Genomic DNA, 20,548 nt, shown 5'->3' with positions numbered 1-20,548 from the left:
GACCCATGACGGGCCAAAAGACCCATGCCGGCAGGCCGAACAAGCTTTTCCGCAATCTCAATGCGAAGATTGCCTCGATCCCGATGATCCTCACCGCGGTGGTGATTTTCCTCGGTGGCACGGTCTGGACGATCACCTATTCCTTCACCAATTCGAAGCTCTTGCCGCGCCTGAAATTCGTTGGTCTCGATCAGTACGACCGGCTCTGGGATGCCCCGCGCTGGGTCATATCGATCCAGAATCTGGCGATCTACGGTATCCTGATGCTGATCTTCAGCCTGGTGATCGGCTTCGTTCTCGCGGCGCTGATGGATCAGAAGATCCGCTTCGAGAACACGTTTCGCACCATCTACCTCTATCCTTTCGCACTGTCCTTCATCGTCACCGGCCTTGTCTGGCAATGGGTGCTGAACCCGGAATACGGCATCCAGTCCGTAATCCGTGCGGCTGGCTGGACCAGTTTCGACTTCGATCCGCTCTACACCGCCGACATCGTCATCTACGGTATCCTCATCGCAGCACTCTGGCAGGGCACAGGGCTCGTAATGTGCCTGTTGCTCGCCGGCTTGCGCGGTATCGACGAGGATATCTGGAAGGCGTCGCGGATCGATGGCATCCCGATGTGGAAGACCTATCTCTTCATCGTCATCCCGATGATGCGGCCTGTCTTCATCACCACGCTCGTCATCATCGCCAGCGGCATCGTGCGCGTCTACGACCTCGTCGTCGCCCAGACATCGGGTGGTCCAGGCATCGCGTCGGAAGTGCCGGCGAAATATGTCTACGACTACATGTTCCAGGCGCAGAATCTTGGCCAAGGCTTCGCGGCCTCGACCATGATGCTCCTCACCGTCGCCATCATCATCGTGCCATGGGCTTACCTGGAATTCGGAGGACGCAAGCGTGCCTGATACCATCGCTCTCGTATCCGACAACAACCTGCCGTCGGCGATTTCCGAATTCAGCGGTCCGCGTGGCCCCAAGCCCCGCCGTACCTTTTCCGGCCGTAACATCATGCTCTACGGCACGCTGATCTTCGCGGCGCTCTACTATCTGCTGCCGCTCTACGTCATGGTCATGACGTCGCTGAAGGGCATGCCGGAAATCCGCCTTGGCAATATCTTCGCTCCGCCGATGGAAATCACCTTCGAACCCTGGGTCAAGGCCTGGTCGCAGGCCTGCACCGGGCTGAACTGCGATGGCCTGTCGCGCGGCTTCTGGAACTCCGTCCGCATCACCGTGCCATCGACGCTGATCTCGATCCTGATCGCCTCGGTCAATGGCTATGCGCTGGCGAACTGGAAGTTCAAGGGCGCGGACATCTTCTTCACGATCCTGATCGTCGGCGCCTTCATTCCCTACCAGGTGATGATCTATCCGATCGTCATCGTGCTCAGGGAAATGGGCATCTACGGCACGCTGACCGGCCTGATCCTGGTCCATTCGATCTTCGGCATGCCGATCCTGACGCTCCTGTTCCGCAATTACTTCACCTCGTTGCCCGAGGAGTTGTTCAAGGCGGCGCGCATCGATGGCGCCGGATTCTGGCAGATCTATTTCCGCATCATGCTGCCGATGTCGCTGCCGATCTTCGTGGTCGCGATGATCCTGCAGATCACCGGCATCTGGAACGACTTCCTGTTCGGTGTCGTCTTCACCCGTCCGGAATATTACCCGATGACGGTGCAGCTCAACAACATCGTCAATTCGGTGCAGGGCGTGAAGGAATACAATGTCAACATGGCCGCAACGCTGCTCACAGGCGCGGTGCCGCTCATCGTCTATTTCGTGTCGGGGCGTCTCTTCGTCCGCGGCATCGCCGCCGGCGCAGTGAAGGGTTAAACTATGGGAACTTCAGTATCGATCAAGGACCTGTCCCTGAGCTTCGGCGCCGTCAAAGTGCTGGAAACCCTCAATCTCGACATTCAGGATGGCGAGTTCCTGGTGTTGCTCGGCTCGTCCGGCTGCGGGAAATCGACGCTGCTCAATTGCATCGCCGGCCTGCTTGAGCCGACCGAGGGCCAGATCTTCATCAAGGGCAAGAACGTTACCTGGGAAGAGCCCAAGGACCGCGGCATCGGCATGGTGTTCCAGTCCTACGCGCTTTATCCGCAGATGACGGTGGAGAAGAATCTCTCCTTCGGCCTGCAGGTCGCCAAGATGCCGAAGCCGGAGATCGAAAAGCGCGTCAAGCGTGCCTCCGACATCCTACAGATCGGGCCGCTGCTCAAGCGCAAGCCGTCGGAACTCTCGGGCGGCCAGCGCCAGCGCGTCGCGATCGGCCGTGCACTGGTGCGCGACGTCGATGTCTTCCTGTTCGACGAGCCGCTCTCGAACCTCGACGCCAAGCTGCGCGCGGAACTGCGCGTTGAAATCAAGCGCCTGCACCAGTCACTCGAAAACACCATGATCTATGTCACCCACGATCAGATCGAGGCGCTGACGCTCGCCGACCGTATCGCGATCATGAAGAGCGGCGTCATCCAGCAGCTTGCCGATCCCTCGACGATCTACAACAAGCCGAAGAGCCTGTTCGTCGCCGGTTTCATCGGCTCGCCGTCGATGAATTTCCTCAAGGGCGAACTGGAAGCGGGTGAGGGCGGTCTCGTGGTCAATGCCAATGGCGTGAAGATCCCGCTCAACGGTTACAAGGCGGATGGCCCCGTCGAGCCGGGCCGCAAGGTCGTGCTCGGTGTCCGGCCTGAGCATGTCGCCGTCGACGAACCCTCGGCCACCAAGACCTTCGATGCCGTCGTCGATATCGAGGAGCCGATGGGCGCCGACAACCTGCTCTGGCTGAAATTCGCCGGCCAGACGATTTCCGTCCGTATCGCCGGCGCGCGGCGCTACGCCGTCGGTGCACAGATCAAGCTTTCCCTCGACCTAAGCCTCGCATCGCTCTTCGATGCGGAAACAGAATTGCGGATCTGACGTTTCCCGTCGTCTTGTCCCGGAGAATTTGAAATGCCTGAAACCACCCAAATCGACCTCGGTGGCGTTTGGTCACTTACTTCCGAAGGTCAATCCCCGGACCTTTCGATCACCATACCCGGCGATGTGCACTCGGCGCTGCAGGCGCTGGGCGTGATCCCCGACCCGTATTTCGGCAAGAACGAGGCCCAGGTCCAATGGGTCGCACATCAGGACTGGAAGCTGACGCGCACCTTCCAGCTCGACATCGCCGATCTCGCCGGCAGCTGGTATCTCGATCTCGATTTCATCGATACGGTCGCCACGATCCGCGTCAATGGCGAAATGGTTCTGGAATGCGACAATTGCTTCCGCCGCTACCGGCCCGATGTGTCGAAATACCTACTGGCCGGCGACAATACGATCGACGTCATCCTTCACTCGCCTGTTCGAGCGGGCAAGGAAGTCTATGACCGTCAGCCGTTCGAGATTCCCTGGAGCAAGAACTGCCCGATTCCCTATGGCAACATGCTCCGCAAGCCGGCCTGCGACTTCGGCTGGGACTGGAATATCGCGCTCGCACCGATGGGGCTCTACGGCACGGTGAAACTCCGCAAGCTCGACCTCGCGCGCATTGAGCATGTCATGGTCAAGCAGATGCATCGCCCGAACGGTTCGGTCGAACTCGATGTCGCCGTGACCTTCTTCGCAGTCAATCCGTGCGTCCTGCCTGTCGATTTCGATCTCGACGGCGAGAAGGTGCGGATCGATGTCAACGTCAATGCCGGCGAGACCCTCGTACACCAAAGGTTCGAGATCGAGCAGCCGCGGCTCTGGTGGCCCGCCGGCAGCGGCGAACAGGCTCTCTATAACGTCGATGTCACCATCCCCGGCGACCATGCGCGGCGGCAAGTTGGCATCCGCACCGTCGAACTGCTGACCGACAAGGACGAGGCGGGCAGCCGCTTCGCCTTCCGCGTCAACGGCCGCGAAATCTTCTGCAAGGGTGCGAACTGGATTCCGGCCGATGCGCTGTTTTCCCGGACGAGCCCCGAAAAGACCGAGGCGCTGCTCAAATCCGCCGTCGATGCCAACATGAACATGATCCGCATCTGGGGCGGCGGCACCTATGAGCAGGACTGGTTCTACGATGCCTGCGACCGGCTCGGCCTGATGGTCTGGCAGGATTTCATGTTCGCCTGCAATCTCTATCCCTCGCTGCCTGATTATCTCGACAATGTCGCGATCGAGGTGGACTATCAGGTCCGGCGCCTGTCGCATCACGCCTCGATCGTCGTCTGGTGCGGCGACAATGAACTGGTCGGGGCGCTCAGCTGGTATGAGTGCTCGAAGAAGGATCGCGACCGCTATCTGGTCTCCTACGACCGGCTCAACCGCACCATCGAGGTGGCGGCGATGAAGGCCAATTCCGACGTCCTCTGGTGGCCGTCGAGCCCGTCCTGCGGCTATCTCAATTTCGGCGATGCCTGGCATGCCGATGGATCCGGCGACATGCATTTCTGGTCGGTCTGGCACGAGAACGAGTCCTTCGATCACTACCGCACAGTGAAGCCCCGCTTCTGCTCGGAATTCGGCTTCCAGTCCTATACGTCGAACCTGCTTGTCGATGGGTTCTCGGACAGGAAGGACCAGAATATCGCCTCTCCCGTCATGGAGGTGCATCAGAAGAATGTCGGCGGCAACGAGCGGATTGCGGGCACGATGTTCCGCTACTTCCGCTTCCCGAAGGATTTTCCGAACTTCGTCTATCTCAGCCAGATCCAGCAGGGACTGGCGATCAAGACCGCAGTCGAATACTGGCGTTCGCTGAAGCCCCATTGCATGGGCACCATCATCTGGCAGCTCAACGACACCTGGCCGGTGGCCTCCTGGGCGAGCCTCGATTACGGCGGCAACTGGAAGGCCATGCATTACCAGGCGCGGCGCTTCTTCGAGCCGGTCAACATCTTCGCCATCCCGTCGGGAGATGGTTCGGCGATCGACATCGCCATTGTCAATGACCGGGTGACGCTGACCGAAGTCACGGCCGAATTCTTCACGGTGTCGATGGACGGCCGCCGTACGCCGCTGACATCGGCACGCGGCACCTGCCGGCCGGATGCGTCCTCCACACTGATCTCTATCCCCGCCGACAGCATTCCCGAGGGCAGCCTGCTCGCCTGGTTCTTCACGGCATCCGACGGATCGTCGGGCAGGGGGCATCATGTCACCGGCACCTACAAGCAGCTCGAACTCGAGCCGTCGGGCCTTTCGGCTCGCACGACGCGCCGGGCGGATGGCAGTCACGAAATCGCGCTGTCGTCCAAGGCGCTGGCGCTCTTCGTGATGATCGAGGCCAGTATCGAAGGCCGGTTCTCGGACAATGTGCTCGACCTGACAGCCGGCGAGAGCCAGACCATAACCTTCGTCCCCGCCGATAGCGCTGCGGAGGCCGAATTCACCATCCGCGATCTCTATTCCTGCCAGACGGCGGAATGATCGCCCATTCCGGGCGTACCCAGCGCCCATTTGCAAAGAGGATATGACCGATGACAGATATTTCGCTCCAGCTTTACAGCGGCAGAAACTTTCCCCCGATGAGCGACGTGATCAAGCTTGCCGGCTCGGTCGGCTACAAGGAAGTCGAGGGCTTCGGCGGCATGTATGGCGATCTCGATGATGCGGGCGTCAAGGCGCTCAAGGCCGAACTCGATGCGGCCGGCGTCAAGATGGCGACCGGCCATTTCGGCATCGACCAGCTCGAAAACGAAACCGCCAAGATGCTCAATATCGCCAAGACGCTCGGCATGGATGCCGTCTATTGCCCCTATATCATGCCCGACGATCGCCCCAAGGACGCGGCAGGCTGGACCGCGTTCGGCGCCCGGCTTGAAAAGGCCGGCAAGCCATTCAAGGACGCCGGCTTCGACTTCGGCTGGCACAACCACGATTTCGAATTCGTGGCACTGTCCGACGGTTCGCTGCCGCATGATCGCATCTTCGAAGCCGGCCCGGGCCTCAGCTGGGAAATCGATGTGGCCTGGGTCATCCGTGGCGGCGCCGATCCGCTGAAATTCATCGACTGCTACAAGGACAGGATCACTTCGGTCCATGTGAAGGACATTGCGCCGGCCGGCCAGGCCGAAGACGAAGGCGGCTGGGCCGATGTCGGCCACGGCACCGTCGACTGGAAGACGCTCTGGCAGGCGTTCAAGGCTACCAAGGCGCGCCACTTCGTCGTCGAGCACGACAATCCCAACGACATCAAACGCTGCGCATCGCGTTCGATCGCATCCATCAAGGCATTCTGAGGATCATCCCATGACGAAAGAATACGGCGTCGGCATCATTGGATGCGGCAATATTTCGGGGGCCTACTTCAAGCTCATTCCGATGTTCAACAATCTGAAAGTGGTGGCCTGCACCGATATCAACATGGAGGCGGCCAAGGGACGCGCCGAGGAATTCGGCGTCGAGGCGCAGGAAATGGAGACGCTGCTCGCCAATCCGGCGGTCGACGTGGTGGTGAACCTGACGATCCCCGAGGCGCATTATGGCGTCTCGAAGAAGGCGCTGGAAGCGGGCAAGCATGTCTATTCGGAAAAGCCCTTCGTGCTGTCGATCGAGGAAGGCGAGGATCTCCGCAAGATTGCCGATGCCAAGGGCCTCAAGGTAGGCTCGGCGCCAGATACCTATCTCGGCGGCTCGCATCAGTATGCCCGTCACCTGATCGACGAAGGCAAGATCGGCAAGGTCACGTCGGGTTCCGCCCACGTGCTCGGCCCCGGCATGGAAATGTGGCATCCGAACCCGGATTTCTTCTTCCGTCCCGGCGGTGGCCCGATCCTCGACATGGGACCATATTACATCAACAATCTCGTCAACCTGATCGGCCCGATCAAGCGCGTCGTCGCGCTTGCCAACAAGGGTAAGGAAGAACGCACCATCAGCAATGGTCCGCGCACGGGCGAGAAAGTCCCCGTCATCGTTGCCACCAACGTCCACGCCATCCTGGAATTTGTAAGCGGCGCCCACGTCGCGCTCACCTCGAGCTGGGACGTCTGGGCGCATCGCCACCAGAACATGGAGCTCTATGGTACCGAGGGCGCGATCTTCGTACCGGATCCGAACTTCTTCGGCGGCAAGGTGGAGGTTGCCGGTACCGATCGCGAACCCAGGGAAGTCGAAGTCTGGGACCACCCGATGACGTCGCATAATTATGAATTCGCCTGGGGTACGCAGGCCAACTACCGCGGCGTCGGCCTGTCGGATATGATGCGGTCGGTGGAGGAAGGCGGCGACTATCGCTGCTCGCTCGACCGGTCGCTGCACACGATCGACGTGCTGACCTCGATCCTGCGCTCGGCGGAAGAGGGCAAGGCGGTCGAGATTCGGACCACCTGCACCCAACCGGCGGCGTTCGGGATCGAGGATGCCAAGGCGTTGTTGCGCTAGGACTTTAAGACCCCGCCCCAAACCCCTCCCCACAAGGGGGAGGGGCTTAACGTGCCGCATCGGTGTGCCTGCAGGTGACCTCTCCACAAGCAGGGCTGTTTAGGAGAGTAACGACGGTGCAACGGGGTAGCCCCTCCCCCTTGTGGGGAGGGGTCGGGGCGGGGTATTAGCCACATATTCAAAGTCATATTTTTGGGAGACTCACCATGGCCTGGCAGCCAGCCGACAATCGTTACGAAAAGATGAAATACAATCGCCTCGGCAAGAGCGGGCTGAAGCTCCCGGCGATCTCGCTCGGCCTTTGGCACAATTTCGGCGGCGATACCCGCCACGAACTCAAGCGCGAGATCTGCCGCACGGCCTTCGACCTCGGCATCACCCATTTCGACCTCGCCAACAATTACGGCCCGCCTCCGGGCAGCGCCGAGACAGCGTTCGGCGAGATCATGCGCACGGATTTCCAGGGCTATCGCGACGAATTGATCGTCTCGTCCAAGGCCGGCTACGATATGTGGAAGGGCCCCTATGGCGAATGGGGCAGCCGCAAATACCTGATCGCCTCCTGCGACCAGAGCCTGAAGCGCACGGGCCTCGATTATTTCGATATATTCTATTCGCACCGCTTCGATCCCGAGACGCCGCTTGAAGAGACGATGATGGCGCTCGACCAGATCGTGCGTTCGGGCAGGGCGCTTTATGTCGGCATCTCGTCCTACAATTCCAAGCGGACCAAGGAAGCCTACAAGATCCTCAAGGAACTCGGTACGCCCTTCGTCATCCACCAGCCGAGCTATTCGATGATCAACCGCTGGATCGAGGAAGACGGCCTGATCGACACGCTGGAAGATCTCGGCCTCGGTTCGATCGTCTTCTCGCCGCTCGCCCAGGGCATGCTGACCGCCAAATATCTCGGGGGCATTCCCGAGGGTAGCCGCGCGGTGCAGGAAAAGTCGCTCAACCCGGATTTCCTCAACGAAAAGAACGTCGAGAATATCCGCGCGCTGAACCGCATCGCCGAGAAGCGCGGCCAGACGCTGGCCCAGATGGCGCTCGCCTGGGTGCTGCGCGGCGGCCGCATCACCTCGGCGCTGATCGGCGCATCCAAGCCGAGCCAGGTTGTGGATTGCGTGGCGGCGATCGAGACGCCCGATTTCAGCAAGTCGGAGCTCGAAGAGATCGACAAATATGCGAAGGAGGCCGACATCAACCTTTGGGCGGCTTCGGCGGAGCGCAAGGGGCCAGCGCGGAAGAAGAAGTAGTTGCATCTAGGGCTTACCGCTCACCAAGCGCGTCCATGCACTCGACCTTCGGTCTTGTGCGGACTTCCTATCCTCTCCCACAGGGGGAGAGGTAGGGTGCCCCGCATTCGACATTCGCTTGAGGCACCGTGGTGCCGCGAGTCTACCTCTCCCCTTGTGGGAGAGGATACGCAGGCCGGGTGAGCGAAGTGAACCCTTGGCCGAAGTTGGTGAGGGGTGAAGCCCTTGATGTCGGAGGAACCATGATCGTCAACCCCATCCTACCGGGCTTCAACCCGGACCCTTCGATCTGCCGTGTCGGCGACGACTATTACATTGCCACTTCGACCTTCGAATGGTTCCCGGGTGTTCAGATCCATCATTCCCGCGATCTCGCCAACTGGACGCTCGCAATCCGCCCGCTCAATCGCAAGAGCCAGCTCGACATGCGCGGCAATCCTGACTCCTGCGGCGTCTGGGCGCCATGCCTGTCCTATGCTGACGGCTTTTTCTGGCTGGTCTATACCGACGTCAAGCGTTTCGACGGCTCGTTCAAGGACGCGCATAACTACATCGTCACCGCGCCCGCGATCGAAGGGCCGTGGTCGGACCCGGTCTATGTGAATTCCTCGGGTTTCGATCCGTCGCTCTTCCACGACGAGGATGGCCGCAAATGGTTCATGCAGCAACAGTGGAACCATCGCAGGGAAGCTTTCAACACGCCCGGCCGGCATCCCGCTTTTGACGGTATCCTGTGCCAGGAATGGGACGCGAAGACGAAGAAGCTCGTCGGGCCGATCCACAATATCTTCGGCGGCACCGAGCTCGGCCTGGTCGAGGGCACGCATATCTTCCGCAAGAACGGCTGGTACTACATCACGGCCGCCGAGGGCGGAACGGGTTACGACCATGCGATCAGCATGGGCCGGTCGAAGAATGTCCTCGGACCTTACGAACTCCATCCGGACAAATACCTGGTGACCTCGAAAGACGCACCGGATGCCGTGCTGCAGCGCGCCGGGCACGGGCAATATGTCGAGACGCCGGCGGGTGAGGCGTACGTGACGCATCTCTTAGGCCGGCCGCTGCCACCGCATCGGCGCTGCACGCTCGGCCGCGAGACCGGCATCCAGAAGATCACCTGGCACGATGATGGCTGGCCGCGGCTGGCGCATGGAAGCATGGTGCCTGCGGTCGAAGTGCCGGCGCCGAACGATGCCGTGACCTCGGAGCGGCCGAGGACGGTAAGCTACGGCTTCAACGAAAGCACGCTGCATGCCGATTTCCAATGGCTGCGGACTCCGGAACCCGAGCGGCTGTTCTCGACGACGGCGAGACCGGGACATCTGCGGCTCACTGCCCGCGAAAGCATCGGCTCGTGGTTCGAATTCTCGCTTGTCGCGCGGCGGCAGGAGGATCACCGGTTTCGTGCCGAAACGGTGGTGGAATTCTCGCCCGAGACCTACCAGCAGACGGCGGGCCTGACCTATTACTACAATCGCTACAAGTTCCATGCGATCGGCATCACCCTGCACGAAAAGCTCGGCCGGGTGCTGGTCATCCAGTCCTGCCCGGGCGACTACCCCTCAGGCAAGCTGACATTCCCGATCGAGAGTGGCATCGTGATCCCGGATGGCCGCATTCATCTTGGCGTCGAAGTCATCGATAACGACCTGCAATTTTACTGGCATGCCGAGGGTGAGAGCGGCTGGCAGAAGGTCGGCCCGGTGCTCGATGGCGGTGTGGTGTCGGATGAGGGAGGGGTGGGCGAGCATGGCTCGTTCACAGGCGCCTTCGTGGGCATGTTCGCCTATGATATTACGGGGGGCGGTAAGGTCGCGGATTTCGACAGTTTCAGCTACCAGCGACTCTGACACGGAAAAAAGAGACCCGCCGAGCTTTACCGGTGGGTCTCCCTGATATGCTTAGTTGGCGAACCGGATGCCGGCGCGCACTTCCCGGATCGCGAGGCTGATCAGCGAGCGGGCCTTGGCCTTGTGGCCGCCCTTGTTGTCGTTGGCCTTGGCGAGGAATGCGTCGGCGGCGACGAGATGGTCGAGGGCGTTTTTCATGTTTGGCTGGGCTGCGATGGCGGTGACGCCTGCGCCGGCAACGATGCCGATAGCCATGGAAATAGCAACGATGGCCGGAGTCTTGATCTTGGTCATGTGAGTTCCCTTCCCGTTTTTCAATCGATGATAGCAGCAGAATCGGCGTTTAATATCAGGACCCTATATATCAATATGGTCCGGCTCCAGCCCGCTTCGCGCCCGCGCGATCACAATTTCGTAGGCGCGCTCCAGATCGTGGCAGAATTTTCGTGAGTCGAAAAGCGCAAGCCTGTTGCGCTGGTTGCAAAGATGTTGACGATGACGGAGCAGTTGTCCCGGATTCGATGCAAGTTCCGCGGCCGTCTCCACGAAGGCCCGGTCGTCCGCGGCGACCAGTTCCGGCAATCCGGCGGCGTTGAGCAGGCTTTCCGACACGCGCGAGGCGAAGTTCGTGCCGCGCTTGGTCAGCACCGGCAACCCGGCCCAAAGCATATCCGATGTCGTCGTGTGGCCGTTATAGGGGAACGTGTCGAGCCCCAGATCGGCGGCGGTGATGCGGGTGACATGGGCGTCGTAACCGACCGCGTCGGCGAAGATCACCCGCTCGGCCGCTATGCCTTTCCGCGCCAGATAGTTCCCGAAATTCGCCTGGCTGGTCTGGTGGTAGATCATCGCCCAGAGGACGGAGCCCGGCACGCGTGATAGAATTTCCGCCCAGAGATCAAGCGTTTGCGGCGTGATCTTGCGGTTGGAATTGAAGCTTCCGAAGACAAAAGCATCTTCTGGAAGCCCGAGCTCGGCCCGTGAGGCCTTTCCGGGGAGAGCCCGGTGCGTGTCGTCATTGGGTTGGTAGCTCCCGGGCATCCTGAGGAACTTCTCGTGGTAATGCGGCATGGCGCTGTCGGGCAGCACGAAGCGGTCGCCGATCACGTAGTCGAGGTCGACGCCGGTGGTCGATCCGGGAAAGCCGAGCCAGCCGATGTGGATCGGTGCGGCGGGATGGTTGAGCGCATGGCGGCGGGAATTGCCGGTATGGCCCTTGAGATCGACGAGGATGTCGATGCCGTCATCGCGGATTCTCTCGGCGGTCTCCACGGCGCCGAGGTCGGCGACCCGCACGATCCGGCCCCAATGCGCGCGCCCGCCATCGTCGCGGGCGATCAGGTTGTCGTCGCTATGGCAGTAAAGCGTCACGTCGAAACGCGATGTATCGTGCAGTTCCAGCACCCGCCGCGCCAGCCGCATCGTGGCGTGCGTGCTGCCGAAATCGTTCGAGAGGTAACCGATGCGGATTTTCCCGCCCCATGTGTGGCGCATGGCGCGCCTGATCTGCCGCGCGGCCGGTACCGGGTCGCCCTTGATGCAGACATTGTTGGTCGCGAGACGATTGAGCCGCTCGTCGCCGCAATGGAGCAGGTTCGCGAATTGCGTCTGGCCTTCAAAAACCCATTCGCGGCCGGCTGCAAGTTCACCCTCCAGCCAAGCCTCCTGACCGAGAACCGTCTCGTAGTCGCAGAACTCGCGCGCCACGGCCATCAGCTTGAACTGTGTGTAGTGGTCGTCGGGGTGCTGGGCCAGCAGCTTCTTGAACAGGGGGAGGTTGGCGGGGTTGCGTGTCTCGGCGCTGATCAGGTTCGCTGCGAGAAGCAGGTGTTCGGGGTTGCTGCTCGAAGTGAGGCGGTTCTTGAAATGGTCGAGCAGTTCGCTCTCGCCGCGCAGCTGGAAGCCCTTGACCAGCGTGAAGACGATATCGGGGTCATCCGCCACCAGCTTCTGTGCCTGGAGTGCGGTGAGGAATGCCTGTTGCTCATTGCCTGCCATCGCCCAGGCAGCGCTTGCGCGCTTGAGATAGGGAAAGCCGCCGCCATCCATTTGCGCTGCCGTCGCATAGGCTTCGGCCGCCTCGGCGGGCAGGTCCGATTTCAGGAAAGCATGGCCGAGAAGTTCGAGCAAAGCAGGGGGCGCACCGCCGGGCAGGGCCATCGCTTCGTTGACGGAGGCAAATACCGTCTCGCTATCGCCCGCCTGCCAAGCCGCCATGGCCCGCTCTTGGAAAGCCGATGGTTCGGCAGGCAGGGGCTGTTTCAGGGCGTGCATCGTCGAATCCTGCTATGGTCTATCATCCATGACCAGAAGACACGATGAGGCTTGCCCTGGGGTGGAGGGCAAGCGCAAAGTCGTTGCGCCGCAGCGGCGAATGGACTGCGGCGGCGGATCGCGCGCTCATTCAACCGGCGGAAAGGCAATCCTTCAGCGATCCGGCGAGGCCGCGCATCAGGTTGAAGTAAAGCTCCGGACCTTCGGCCAGCGTGGCCGCTTCCGGGTCAAGCGTGCCGGTCTTCGATTGCGTCCCTTCGAGCACGACGTCGATCAGCTTCGGCTCGAACTGCGGTTCGGCGAAGACGCAACTGGCGCCGAGCGTCTTCAGCTTCTCGTGGATTTCCGCGATGCGTGCGGCGCCCGGCATATTCTCCGGTGTGACCGTGATCGAGCCCGCGACATTGACGCCGAATTCCTTCTCGAAATACTGGTAGGCGTCGTGGAAGACGATGAAGGGCTTGTCCTTCACCGGCGCCACGGTCGTCTTGATCTCTGCGGCCAGCGCATCAAGTTTCGTATCGAGTTTTGCGAGGTTCTGGTGATAGGCAGCGGCATTGGCCGGATCGGCAGCGGCGAGCGAGCTGGCGATTTCGGCCGCCATCGCCTTGGCATTGGCCGTGCTCAGCCAGATGTGGAGATCGTGCTCCTCGTGATCTTCTCCGCCGGCATGTTCCTCTTCATCGGCATGGGGTTCGAACGTACCGCTTTCGCGCGTCGGCAGCAGGGTGAGGCCGGCCGCCTTTTCGAGTTCGATCACCTTGGCCTTGTCGCCGAGCGATTCCATGGGTTTTTCCATGAAACGCTCGAATTCCGGCCCGACCCAGAAGATCAGTGTTGCGTTCTGTAGCGCATCGGCGTCCGACGGCTTCATCTGGTAGGTGTGTGGTGAACCGGCGCCCTTGAGGATGAGGCCCGGCTCGGCGACGCCTTCCATGATTGAAGCAACCAGCGAATGGATCGGTTTGATCGAGACGACCACATCGGGTGCCGCCTGGGCCACATTGGGCGCGAAGAGCACCGTGCCGGCGATCAGGGCCAGAGTCGCGGAAAGCTTGGTCATGCTGCATACCTCATTTTGTAATGTTATGTTATTACATGAATTGCGTAATGCTATAACGTACGCTATAAGGCCTGCCAAGCCCCTATTTGGAAATTCCCATGCTGCAGAGAAACACAGACGATCGGTACCTTGTGTCACTGGATGGCGCAGGCGTCAGCCGGCGCGGACGCTGGCTGGTGCGCGGCGTGAGCTTCGATGTCCGGCAGGGCGAGATCGTCACGATGATCGGCCCCAACGGGTCGGGCAAGTCGACGAGCGCGCGCATGGCGATCGGGCTTCTGCGCCCCGATGAAGGGGAGGTCATGACCCGGCCCGGCCTGCGCATCGGCTACGTGCCGCAGAAGATGGCGATCGACCGGACCATGCCGCTGACAGTCGAGCGCCTGATGACGCTGACTGGCCCGCTGCCGCGCAAGGAGATCGATGCGGCACTGACAGAGACCGGCGTCCGCCATCTCGCCAGGGCCGAGGTCCAGCATCTCTCGGGCGGCGAGTTCCAGCGCGCGTTGCTCGCCCGCGCCATCGCCCGCCAGCCGGACCTTTTGGTTCTCGATGAACCCGTGCAGGGCGTGGATTTCGCCGGCGAGATCGCGCTTTATGAACTGATTTCCGCGATCCGCGCCCGCTCGGGCTGCGGCGTGCTGCTGATCTCGCACGACCTGCATGTCGTCATGGCCGCCACCGACACGGTGATCTGCATGAACGGCCATGTCTGCTGCCGCGGGACGCCCGAAATGGTCAGTCAGAGCGAGGAATACCAGCGCCTGTTCGGCGCGCGCGGGGCTGGCGCCTTGGCGCTCTACACCCACCATCACGACCACACGCATCTGCCCGATGGCCGCGTCGTGCATCAGGACGGTTCGGTGACGGACAATTGCCATCCCGAAGACGGTCACCATCATGACCATGTCCATGGACCGGATTGCGGCTGTGGGCACGATCATTCGCGGCTGGTGCGGCCGAAATCCTTGAGCGAGGAGCAAACCGATGCTCGATGATTTCTTTACGAGGGCGCTGGTCGCCGGTGTCGGGCTCGCGCTCACCGCAGGGCCGCTCGGCTGCTTCATCATCTGGCGGCGCATGTCCTATTTCGGCGATACGATGGCCCATTCGGCGCTGCTCGGCGTTGCGCTCTCCCTGTTGCTTAATCTCAATCTCATCGTCGCGGTCTTCGTCGTGGCCTCGCTCGTCTCGCTGCTGCTGCTCTTTCTGCAGCGCGCGGGCTCGCTGTCGGCCGATACGCTGCTCGGTATCCTCTCGCATGCGTCGCTCTCGGTGGGTCTGGTACTGCTCGCGTTCATGACCTGGGTGCGGGTCGATCTGGTGAGCTTCCTGTTCGGCGATATCCTGGCCGTCGGCCGCGCCGATATCGACATCATCTGGGGCGGTGGCATCCTGGTGCTGATGGCACTCGTCTATCTCTGGCGTCCGCTGATCGCCTCGACCGTTTCGGAAGACCTCGCCGAAGCCGAGGGGTTGAACCCCAAGCGGGCACGGCTCTATTTCATGCTGCTGCTGGCGCTGGTGATCGCCATTGCCATGAAGATCGTCGGCATACTGCTGATCACGTCGCTGCTCATCATCCCGGCGGCAACGGCGCGGCGCTTCGCCTCGACCCCGGAGGTCATGGCGGTTGTTTCATCCGTGGTCGGCGCGGTCGCGGTGGTCGGCGGCCTGTTCGGGTCGCTGAAATTCGATACGCCTTCCGGCCCTTCGATCGTCGTCGCGGCGCTCGCGCTGTTCGTGCTGAGCCTGCTGCCTTTCGGATCGGGCTGGAGAAACACTGAGCAGGAAGGAGCAGGCCGATGAGCGAAGCAAGCGCACTTACAAAAAACCAGGCGCTCGTTCTCGGCGCCCTCAAGGCGGCATCGTCGCCCAAAAGTGCCTATGACATTCTCGACGACCTGCGCGGCGACGGTTTTCGCGCGCCGCTTCAGGTCTACCGGGCGCTGGAAAAGCTGACGGAGTTCGGGCTGGTTCACCGGCTCGAAAGCCTCAACGCCTTCGTCGCCTGTACCGACCCGCATGATCATGCGGCGCATGAGCATGGCATCACCGCCTTTGCGATCTGCGAGGACTGCGGAACCGTGACCGAATTCCACGATCAGGGCATCGAAGGCCGGCTGCATGCCTGGCAGAGCGCCAAGGATTTCAAGCCGGAAAAGACCACGATCGAGATTCGCGGTCACTGCAAGGACTGCTCGTAAGCCGCGGTTTACATAATGGCACGCCTAAGGCAGCCGTATTAATCCATTTTCAAGCAGTAAAGGCTAAGGTTCTCCGGATTACGGCCGCGTTTCATGACGGCCGACAAACCCGGGTGAGGGATGGGCAACCCGTCTAGGCGTACGAGCGGCAAGACGTTCAAGGAATCCAATCTCCGCTTTCGCTACAAGGTGATGCTGGGTGTGGGTGTGTCGCTTGCTATCGCTCTGTTTTCCGGTGCGAATGCCATCCTCAATGTTCGCCAGGTCGAAACCTCGGTCAACTTTTCCTCGGACGCCGCGTCTCCTTTGCTGATCGGCGTCATATCGCTGTCGGAAAGCTATCAGAAACTGCAGAGCGTCTTCGATCCAGTGATGCGCAATTGCGCCAGCCTGGAGGGGGCGACGCGTTATCTCGCGAGTTCCGAAGCCAATCAAACGACGAAGCTGGACAGTCTCAAGAAACTCGCCGGCGAGGCCAATGCGCTGAAGGAACTCAAGCGCTACGAATTCTCCGGCCAGAAGATCTTCCGCACGCGGCAGGCATTGCTCGACATCTGTCATAAATACACAACTTCCAAGAGCCATTTCTCCTCGGCCGAGAACTCGATCCGGATCGCCACCAATGTCGTGGGGCTGAAGGCGTCAACCAACGTAATCGCGCTCGAGGCGAGATTGGCCGAACTGCGGCGGATCAAGCAGACGCACCTGCCGCGCGGCACATTTTCCGTCTACGAGATCTCGGAGCGGCGGATGGAGGCCGAGATCAGCGAGATCAGCCGCCAGATCAGGGATTTCTACAAGGTCAGGATTCTCGTCGCCGAGATCGGCAGCGCCAGTGTGCTGGTGACCAATTCCAACAAATCGATCGACTTCCAGCGCAAGCGCAAGAGCTTCCTGATCAAGATGCGGTCGCTCGAAGGCGTCTTCGAGGCGTCGAGGCAATATTACGAAAGCATCGGCCGGGCAGGCGAATATGCCGGCACCTATGCCATGGTCAAGCAGACCAGGCTGATGCTGGACGACGGCCCGCGCTCGCTTTTCAAATCGGCGCAAGCGCTGATCGAGATCGACCGGGCAAAGCAAGGTCTGGTCCTGCGCCTGCAACGCGAGCAGGGGCAGTATTCGGTCGCACTTCTCAACATCATGGATGTAGCCCAGCGGATCAACCGCAATGCGCAGGCGCGGACCGAGGAAGATGCCAATTGGGCGAGCTGGGAAATTGCGGCAACCATGGCGGTCGCCGCGCTCTTCACGCTGCTGGTGGGCTGGTATTTCAAGAATGCCGTCACAAGGCCGCTCGAACTTCTTACCAACAATGTCGGCAGGCTTGGCCGCGCCCTTCGCGAGGATGACGATCCCGTCGATATCTCGCTGCTCGAACGCGGCGACGAGATCGGCGACCTTGCCATCCAGTTCTCCCGGACCTTCCAGTTGCTGACGCAGGCTCGCCGCGAACTGCAGGAAAGTTCGCGCGCCGAAATCAGCCTGCAGCGCGATCGGTTGAATGGCGCCATCGAGAACATGCCGCAAGGCCTCTACATGCTGGACAGCGACGGCAGGATCATCGTCGCCAACCGGCGCCTCGCCCATATCTATAATCTCGGCGATACCGGCGATCTCGGGGGCGTGACGGTCAAGGAATTCATCGAACTCTGCCGGGCCAAGGGTGCCGGCGTGAAGCGGGTGATTTCCGACGATACGGAACACGACATCCGAGGCAGATACCAGACATCGCAGCGGCTCGTGGAACTCGACGACGGCCGCATCATGACCATGAAGGTGATGCAGCTGCCAGATGGCGGGCATGTCGTCACCCACGAGGACATTACCGAAAAGCAGGTCGCCAGCGAAAAGATCGAGCACATGGCGATGCATGACGGATTGACCGGCCTCGCCAACCGCGCGCTGTTCCGCAAGCATGTCGACCAGCAGATCGAAAAAGGCGCGGACGGGGAGGCGGCGCTGCTGTTCCTCGATCTCGACCGGTTCAAGATCGTCAATGACACGCTCGGCCATCCGATCGGGGATGCGCTCCTCGTCGAGGTTGCGAACCGCATCCGCGCCATTCTCGGTGCCGACTGTTTCGCGGCCCGCCTGGGCGGCGATGAGTTCGCGCTCCATCTGACGAATACGGCCCAGCCGATCGGCGCCAAGAAGCTCGCCGTCGATGTGACGCGCTGCATTTCCGAGCCCTTCGATATCGACGGCCATCACATCATCATCGGCACGTCGATCGGCATCGCGCTCGCACCGCGCGACGGGACCGATGCAGACGAACTGCTCAAGAATGCCGACATGGCGCTTTACCGTGCCAAGCAGGAGGGCAAGGGCAGCTACCGCTTCTTCGAGCCCGATATGGATCGCAAGATGCGCGATTGGCACGAGATGGAACGCGATCTGCGCGAGGCGATTGTGGGCCAGCAGTTCGAACTCTATTATCAGCCGCTGGTGTCGCTTGACGACCGCCGGATCCTCGCTTTCGAGGCGCTGATCCGCTGGCATCATCCGCGCCGCGGCTTCGTCTCGCCGGCCGACTTCATTCCCGTGGCCGAGGAAACCGGGCTGATCAACGAGATCGGCCGCTGGGTGCTCGACACCGCCACGCGCCAGGCACTGCAATGGCCGGATGACATCGCCGTCGCGGTCAATGTCTCGCCGGTGCAGTTCCGGACCGGCCAGCTGCAGTTGAAGGTCGTGAGCGCGCTCAGCCATTCCGGGCTCGAGCCGGAGCGGCTGATGATCGAGATCACCGAAGGCGTGTTCCTCAACGACACCGACCAGACGATGGCGATCCTCGGCGACTTGAAATTACTCGGCGTGAAGATCGCGATGGACGATTTCGGCACCGGCTATTCATCGCTGAGCTATATCCGCAAGTTCCGCTTCGACAAGATCAAGATCGACCAGAGTTTCGTCCGCGACCTCAACGACAATCCGGAATCGATGGCGATCATCCGGGCCGTGACCAATCTTTGCAAGGATCTCGGCATGGTGACGGTGGCCGAGGGCGTCGAGACAGCCGAACATGCCGCGATCCTGGCTGCGAGACGGCGCAGGGCTATCATTTCGGCCGGCCGATGCGGGCGGCCGATACGCTTGCTTTGTTCGACCTGCCGGTCAAGATTTCAGCGTGATCCTCACAGCTTGCGCATGTCGCGCTTGAAGCGCTTCCAGTTTGCGACGTAGGATACGGCCGACCTCCTGATGTTCTCGACAGCCTTGTCATCCAGCATGCGGATCACGCGGGCAGGTGAGCCGACGATCAGCGAATTGTCCGGGAATTCCTTGCCCTCGGTGACCAGCGCATTGGCGCCGACGAGGCAATTGTTGCCGATCCTGGCGCCGTTGAGGATCGTCGCGCCCATGCCGACAAGCGAGTTGTTGCCGATCGTGCAGCCATGGATGACCGCATGGTGGCCGATCGTGCAATTCACGCCAATCGTGGCGGGATAGCCCATGTCGGTATGGATCATCGTGCCTTCCTGGATATTGGTGCCCGAACCGATGTCGATCAGTTCGTTGTCGCCGCGCAGCACCGCGCCGAACCAGATGCCGACGCCGGGCGCCAGCCGGACCTTGCCGATGATATGGGTGTCCGGCGCCAGCCAGTAATCGTCTTCAGCGGGTAGCCGCGGCTCATCCTTGCCGAGTGCGTAAAGCGGCATTTTATACTCCTCTCATTCATTCATGCGTGTCTTGGGAACGCGAACCGAGAAAGGGGCGTTCCTGACGTGTTTGTGTTTCCGGCGAAGGTTGACTTGCCCGGCGATTCCGTCCAATTGGCACGGGATAACCCTTCGACAGCAGCCCAGTTTTAACGGGAGATCTCTGAAAATCATGTTCGGTCTCGATTATGCGGCGCTCGCCGCCTTCCTGCAAGTCATCATGATCGACCTCGTGCTTGCTGGCGACAATGCCATCGTCATCGGCATGGCTGCTGCCGGCTTGCCTTCGGACCTGCGAAAGAAGGCGATCCTGATCGGCATTCTGGCCGCGACCGTCCTGCGCATCATCTTCGCGTTGATGACGACCTGGCTGCTTGCCATTGTCGGCCTCATCCTGCTCGGCGGCATCCTGCTGCTCTGGGTGTGCTGGAAGATGTACCGCGAGCTCGTCACCACGGAGCACGAGTTGCACGAGGCGGAAGAGGCGCTTGCCGGCCATGATATCAATGGCAACGGTACCGTCAGCGCCAAGCCGGGCAGCAAGACGCTGCGCCAGGCCGTGACGCAGATCATCATCGCCGACGTCTCGATGTCGCTGGACAATGTGCTGGCGGTGGCCGGCGCCGCCAAGGATCATTTCTGGGCGCTGATCTTCGGCCTCGGCCTGTCGGTCGTGCTGATGGGCGCGGCATCCGCCATCATCGCCAAGTTGCTCCACAAGCACAGGTGGATCGCCTGGGTCGGTTTCGTCATCATCCTCTATGTCGCGATCCGCATGATCTATGAAGGTGCGGACCAGGTGCTTGGCCATACGCTGCCGGCGATCCCGCTGCTCAAGAGCGCGGTGCCCGCGGTTCACTGA

General features: G+C 61.1%; 17 protein-coding genes. 13 read left to right on the top strand and 4 right to left on the bottom strand.

All coding sequences use genetic code 11. The features are described from left to right. Positions 1–5 precede the first annotated feature (5 nt). From IHQ71_RS13810 to IHQ71_RS13775, 8 genes are all read left to right on the top strand, one after another. Complete coding sequence (locus IHQ71_RS13810) at positions 6–911, top strand: carbohydrate ABC transporter permease (RefSeq protein ID WP_258162515.1); 906 nt, start codon at positions 6–8, stop codon at positions 909–911. Between the two features lie 103 nt (positions 912–1,014). Then, positions 1,015–1,842: a carbohydrate ABC transporter permease gene (locus tag IHQ71_RS13805; RefSeq protein WP_258162837.1), complete on the top strand. Its 828-nt coding sequence runs from the start codon at positions 1,015–1,017 to the stop codon at positions 1,840–1,842. Positions 1,843–1,845: 3 nt separating this feature from the next. Next, positions 1,846–2,931, top strand: a complete 1,086-nt coding sequence (locus tag IHQ71_RS13800; protein ID WP_258162513.1) for an ABC transporter ATP-binding protein — start codon at positions 1,846–1,848, stop codon at positions 2,929–2,931. A gap of 33 nt (positions 2,932–2,964) precedes the next feature. Further along, positions 2,965–5,409, top strand: a complete 2,445-nt coding sequence (locus IHQ71_RS13795; protein ID WP_258162511.1) for a glycoside hydrolase family 2 protein — start codon at positions 2,965–2,967, stop codon at positions 5,407–5,409. 50 nt (positions 5,410–5,459) lie between these two features. Then, a complete protein-coding gene (locus IHQ71_RS13790; RefSeq protein WP_258162510.1) occupies positions 5,460–6,221 on the top strand; it encodes a sugar phosphate isomerase/epimerase in 762 nt (253 codons plus the stop codon). Positions 6,222–6,231: 10 nt separating this feature from the next. Beyond that, positions 6,232–7,365, top strand: coding sequence for a Gfo/Idh/MocA family protein (locus IHQ71_RS13785; protein ID WP_258162509.1), 1,134 nt, complete (start codon positions 6,232–6,234; stop codon positions 7,363–7,365). 206 nt (positions 7,366–7,571) lie between these two features. Then, entirely contained in the window at positions 7,572–8,624 is a 1,053-nt protein-coding gene (mgrA, locus tag IHQ71_RS13780) for an L-glyceraldehyde 3-phosphate reductase (protein ID WP_258162508.1), read from the top strand. Positions 8,625–8,866: 242 nt separating this feature from the next. Next, entirely contained in the window at positions 8,867–10,477 is a 1,611-nt protein-coding gene (locus IHQ71_RS13775) for a glycoside hydrolase family 43 protein (protein ID WP_258162507.1), read from the top strand. Between the two features lie 51 nt (positions 10,478–10,528). Here IHQ71_RS13775 and IHQ71_RS13770 read toward each other — a convergent pair whose 3' ends face one another. From IHQ71_RS13770 to IHQ71_RS13760, 3 genes are all read right to left on the bottom strand, one after another. Beyond that, on the bottom strand, positions 10,529–10,771 hold the full coding sequence (locus IHQ71_RS13770; protein ID WP_258162506.1) for a hypothetical protein: 243 nt from the start codon (positions 10,769–10,771) through the stop codon (positions 10,529–10,531). A gap of 63 nt (positions 10,772–10,834) precedes the next feature. Next, complete coding sequence (locus tag IHQ71_RS13765; RefSeq protein ID WP_258162505.1) at positions 10,835–12,751, bottom strand: glycosyl transferase; 1,917 nt, start codon at positions 12,749–12,751, stop codon at positions 10,835–10,837. A 130-nt stretch (positions 12,752–12,881) separates the two neighbouring features. Further along, entirely contained in the window at positions 12,882–13,814 is a 933-nt protein-coding gene (locus IHQ71_RS13760; RefSeq protein ID WP_258162504.1) for a zinc ABC transporter substrate-binding protein, read from the bottom strand. 98 nt (positions 13,815–13,912) lie between these two features. On the opposite strand from IHQ71_RS13760, the gene IHQ71_RS13755 reads away from it, so the two are divergent. The 4 genes from IHQ71_RS13755 to IHQ71_RS13740 all read left to right on the top strand — a co-directional run bounded on the left by IHQ71_RS13755 (position 13,913) and on the right by IHQ71_RS13740 (position 19,207). Beyond that, complete coding sequence (locus IHQ71_RS13755; RefSeq protein WP_258162503.1) at positions 13,913–14,812, top strand: metal ABC transporter ATP-binding protein; 900 nt, start codon at positions 13,913–13,915, stop codon at positions 14,810–14,812. After that, positions 14,802–15,623, top strand: a complete 822-nt coding sequence (gene znuB / locus IHQ71_RS13750) for a zinc ABC transporter permease subunit ZnuB (protein WP_258162502.1) — start codon at positions 14,802–14,804, stop codon at positions 15,621–15,623. The genes IHQ71_RS13755 and znuB overlap by 11 nt, the downstream gene beginning before the upstream one ends. After that, entirely contained in the window at positions 15,620–16,021 is a 402-nt protein-coding gene (locus IHQ71_RS13745; protein ID WP_258162501.1) for a Fur family transcriptional regulator, read from the top strand. Before znuB ends, IHQ71_RS13745 begins: the two co-directional genes overlap by 4 nt. Before the next feature lie 120 nt (positions 16,022–16,141). Further along, positions 16,142–19,207: a bifunctional diguanylate cyclase/phosphodiesterase gene (locus IHQ71_RS13740; protein WP_258162500.1), complete on the top strand. Its 3,066-nt coding sequence runs from the start codon at positions 16,142–16,144 to the stop codon at positions 19,205–19,207. On the opposite strand, the gene IHQ71_RS13735 is transcribed toward IHQ71_RS13740, so the two are convergent. Next, on the bottom strand, positions 19,159–19,686 hold the full coding sequence (locus IHQ71_RS13735) for a gamma carbonic anhydrase family protein (RefSeq protein ID WP_258162499.1): 528 nt from the start codon (positions 19,684–19,686) through the stop codon (positions 19,159–19,161). The two genes, IHQ71_RS13740 and IHQ71_RS13735, sit on opposite strands and share 49 nt — an antisense overlap. A 172-nt stretch (positions 19,687–19,858) precedes the next feature. Between IHQ71_RS13735 and IHQ71_RS13730 the strand changes: the two genes are divergently transcribed. Further along, on the top strand, positions 19,859–20,548 hold the full coding sequence (locus tag IHQ71_RS13730) for a TerC family protein (RefSeq protein ID WP_258162498.1): 690 nt from the start codon (positions 19,859–19,861) through the stop codon (positions 20,546–20,548).

It is taken from the genome of Rhizobium sp. TH2 (genome assembly GCF_024707525.1).
In the GTDB taxonomy this organism is placed as follows: Bacteria; Pseudomonadota; Alphaproteobacteria; order Rhizobiales; family Rhizobiaceae; genus Rhizobium_E.
Note: the sequence above shows the minus strand (reverse complement) of the source record. Positions and strands in the feature narration are given on the sequence as shown.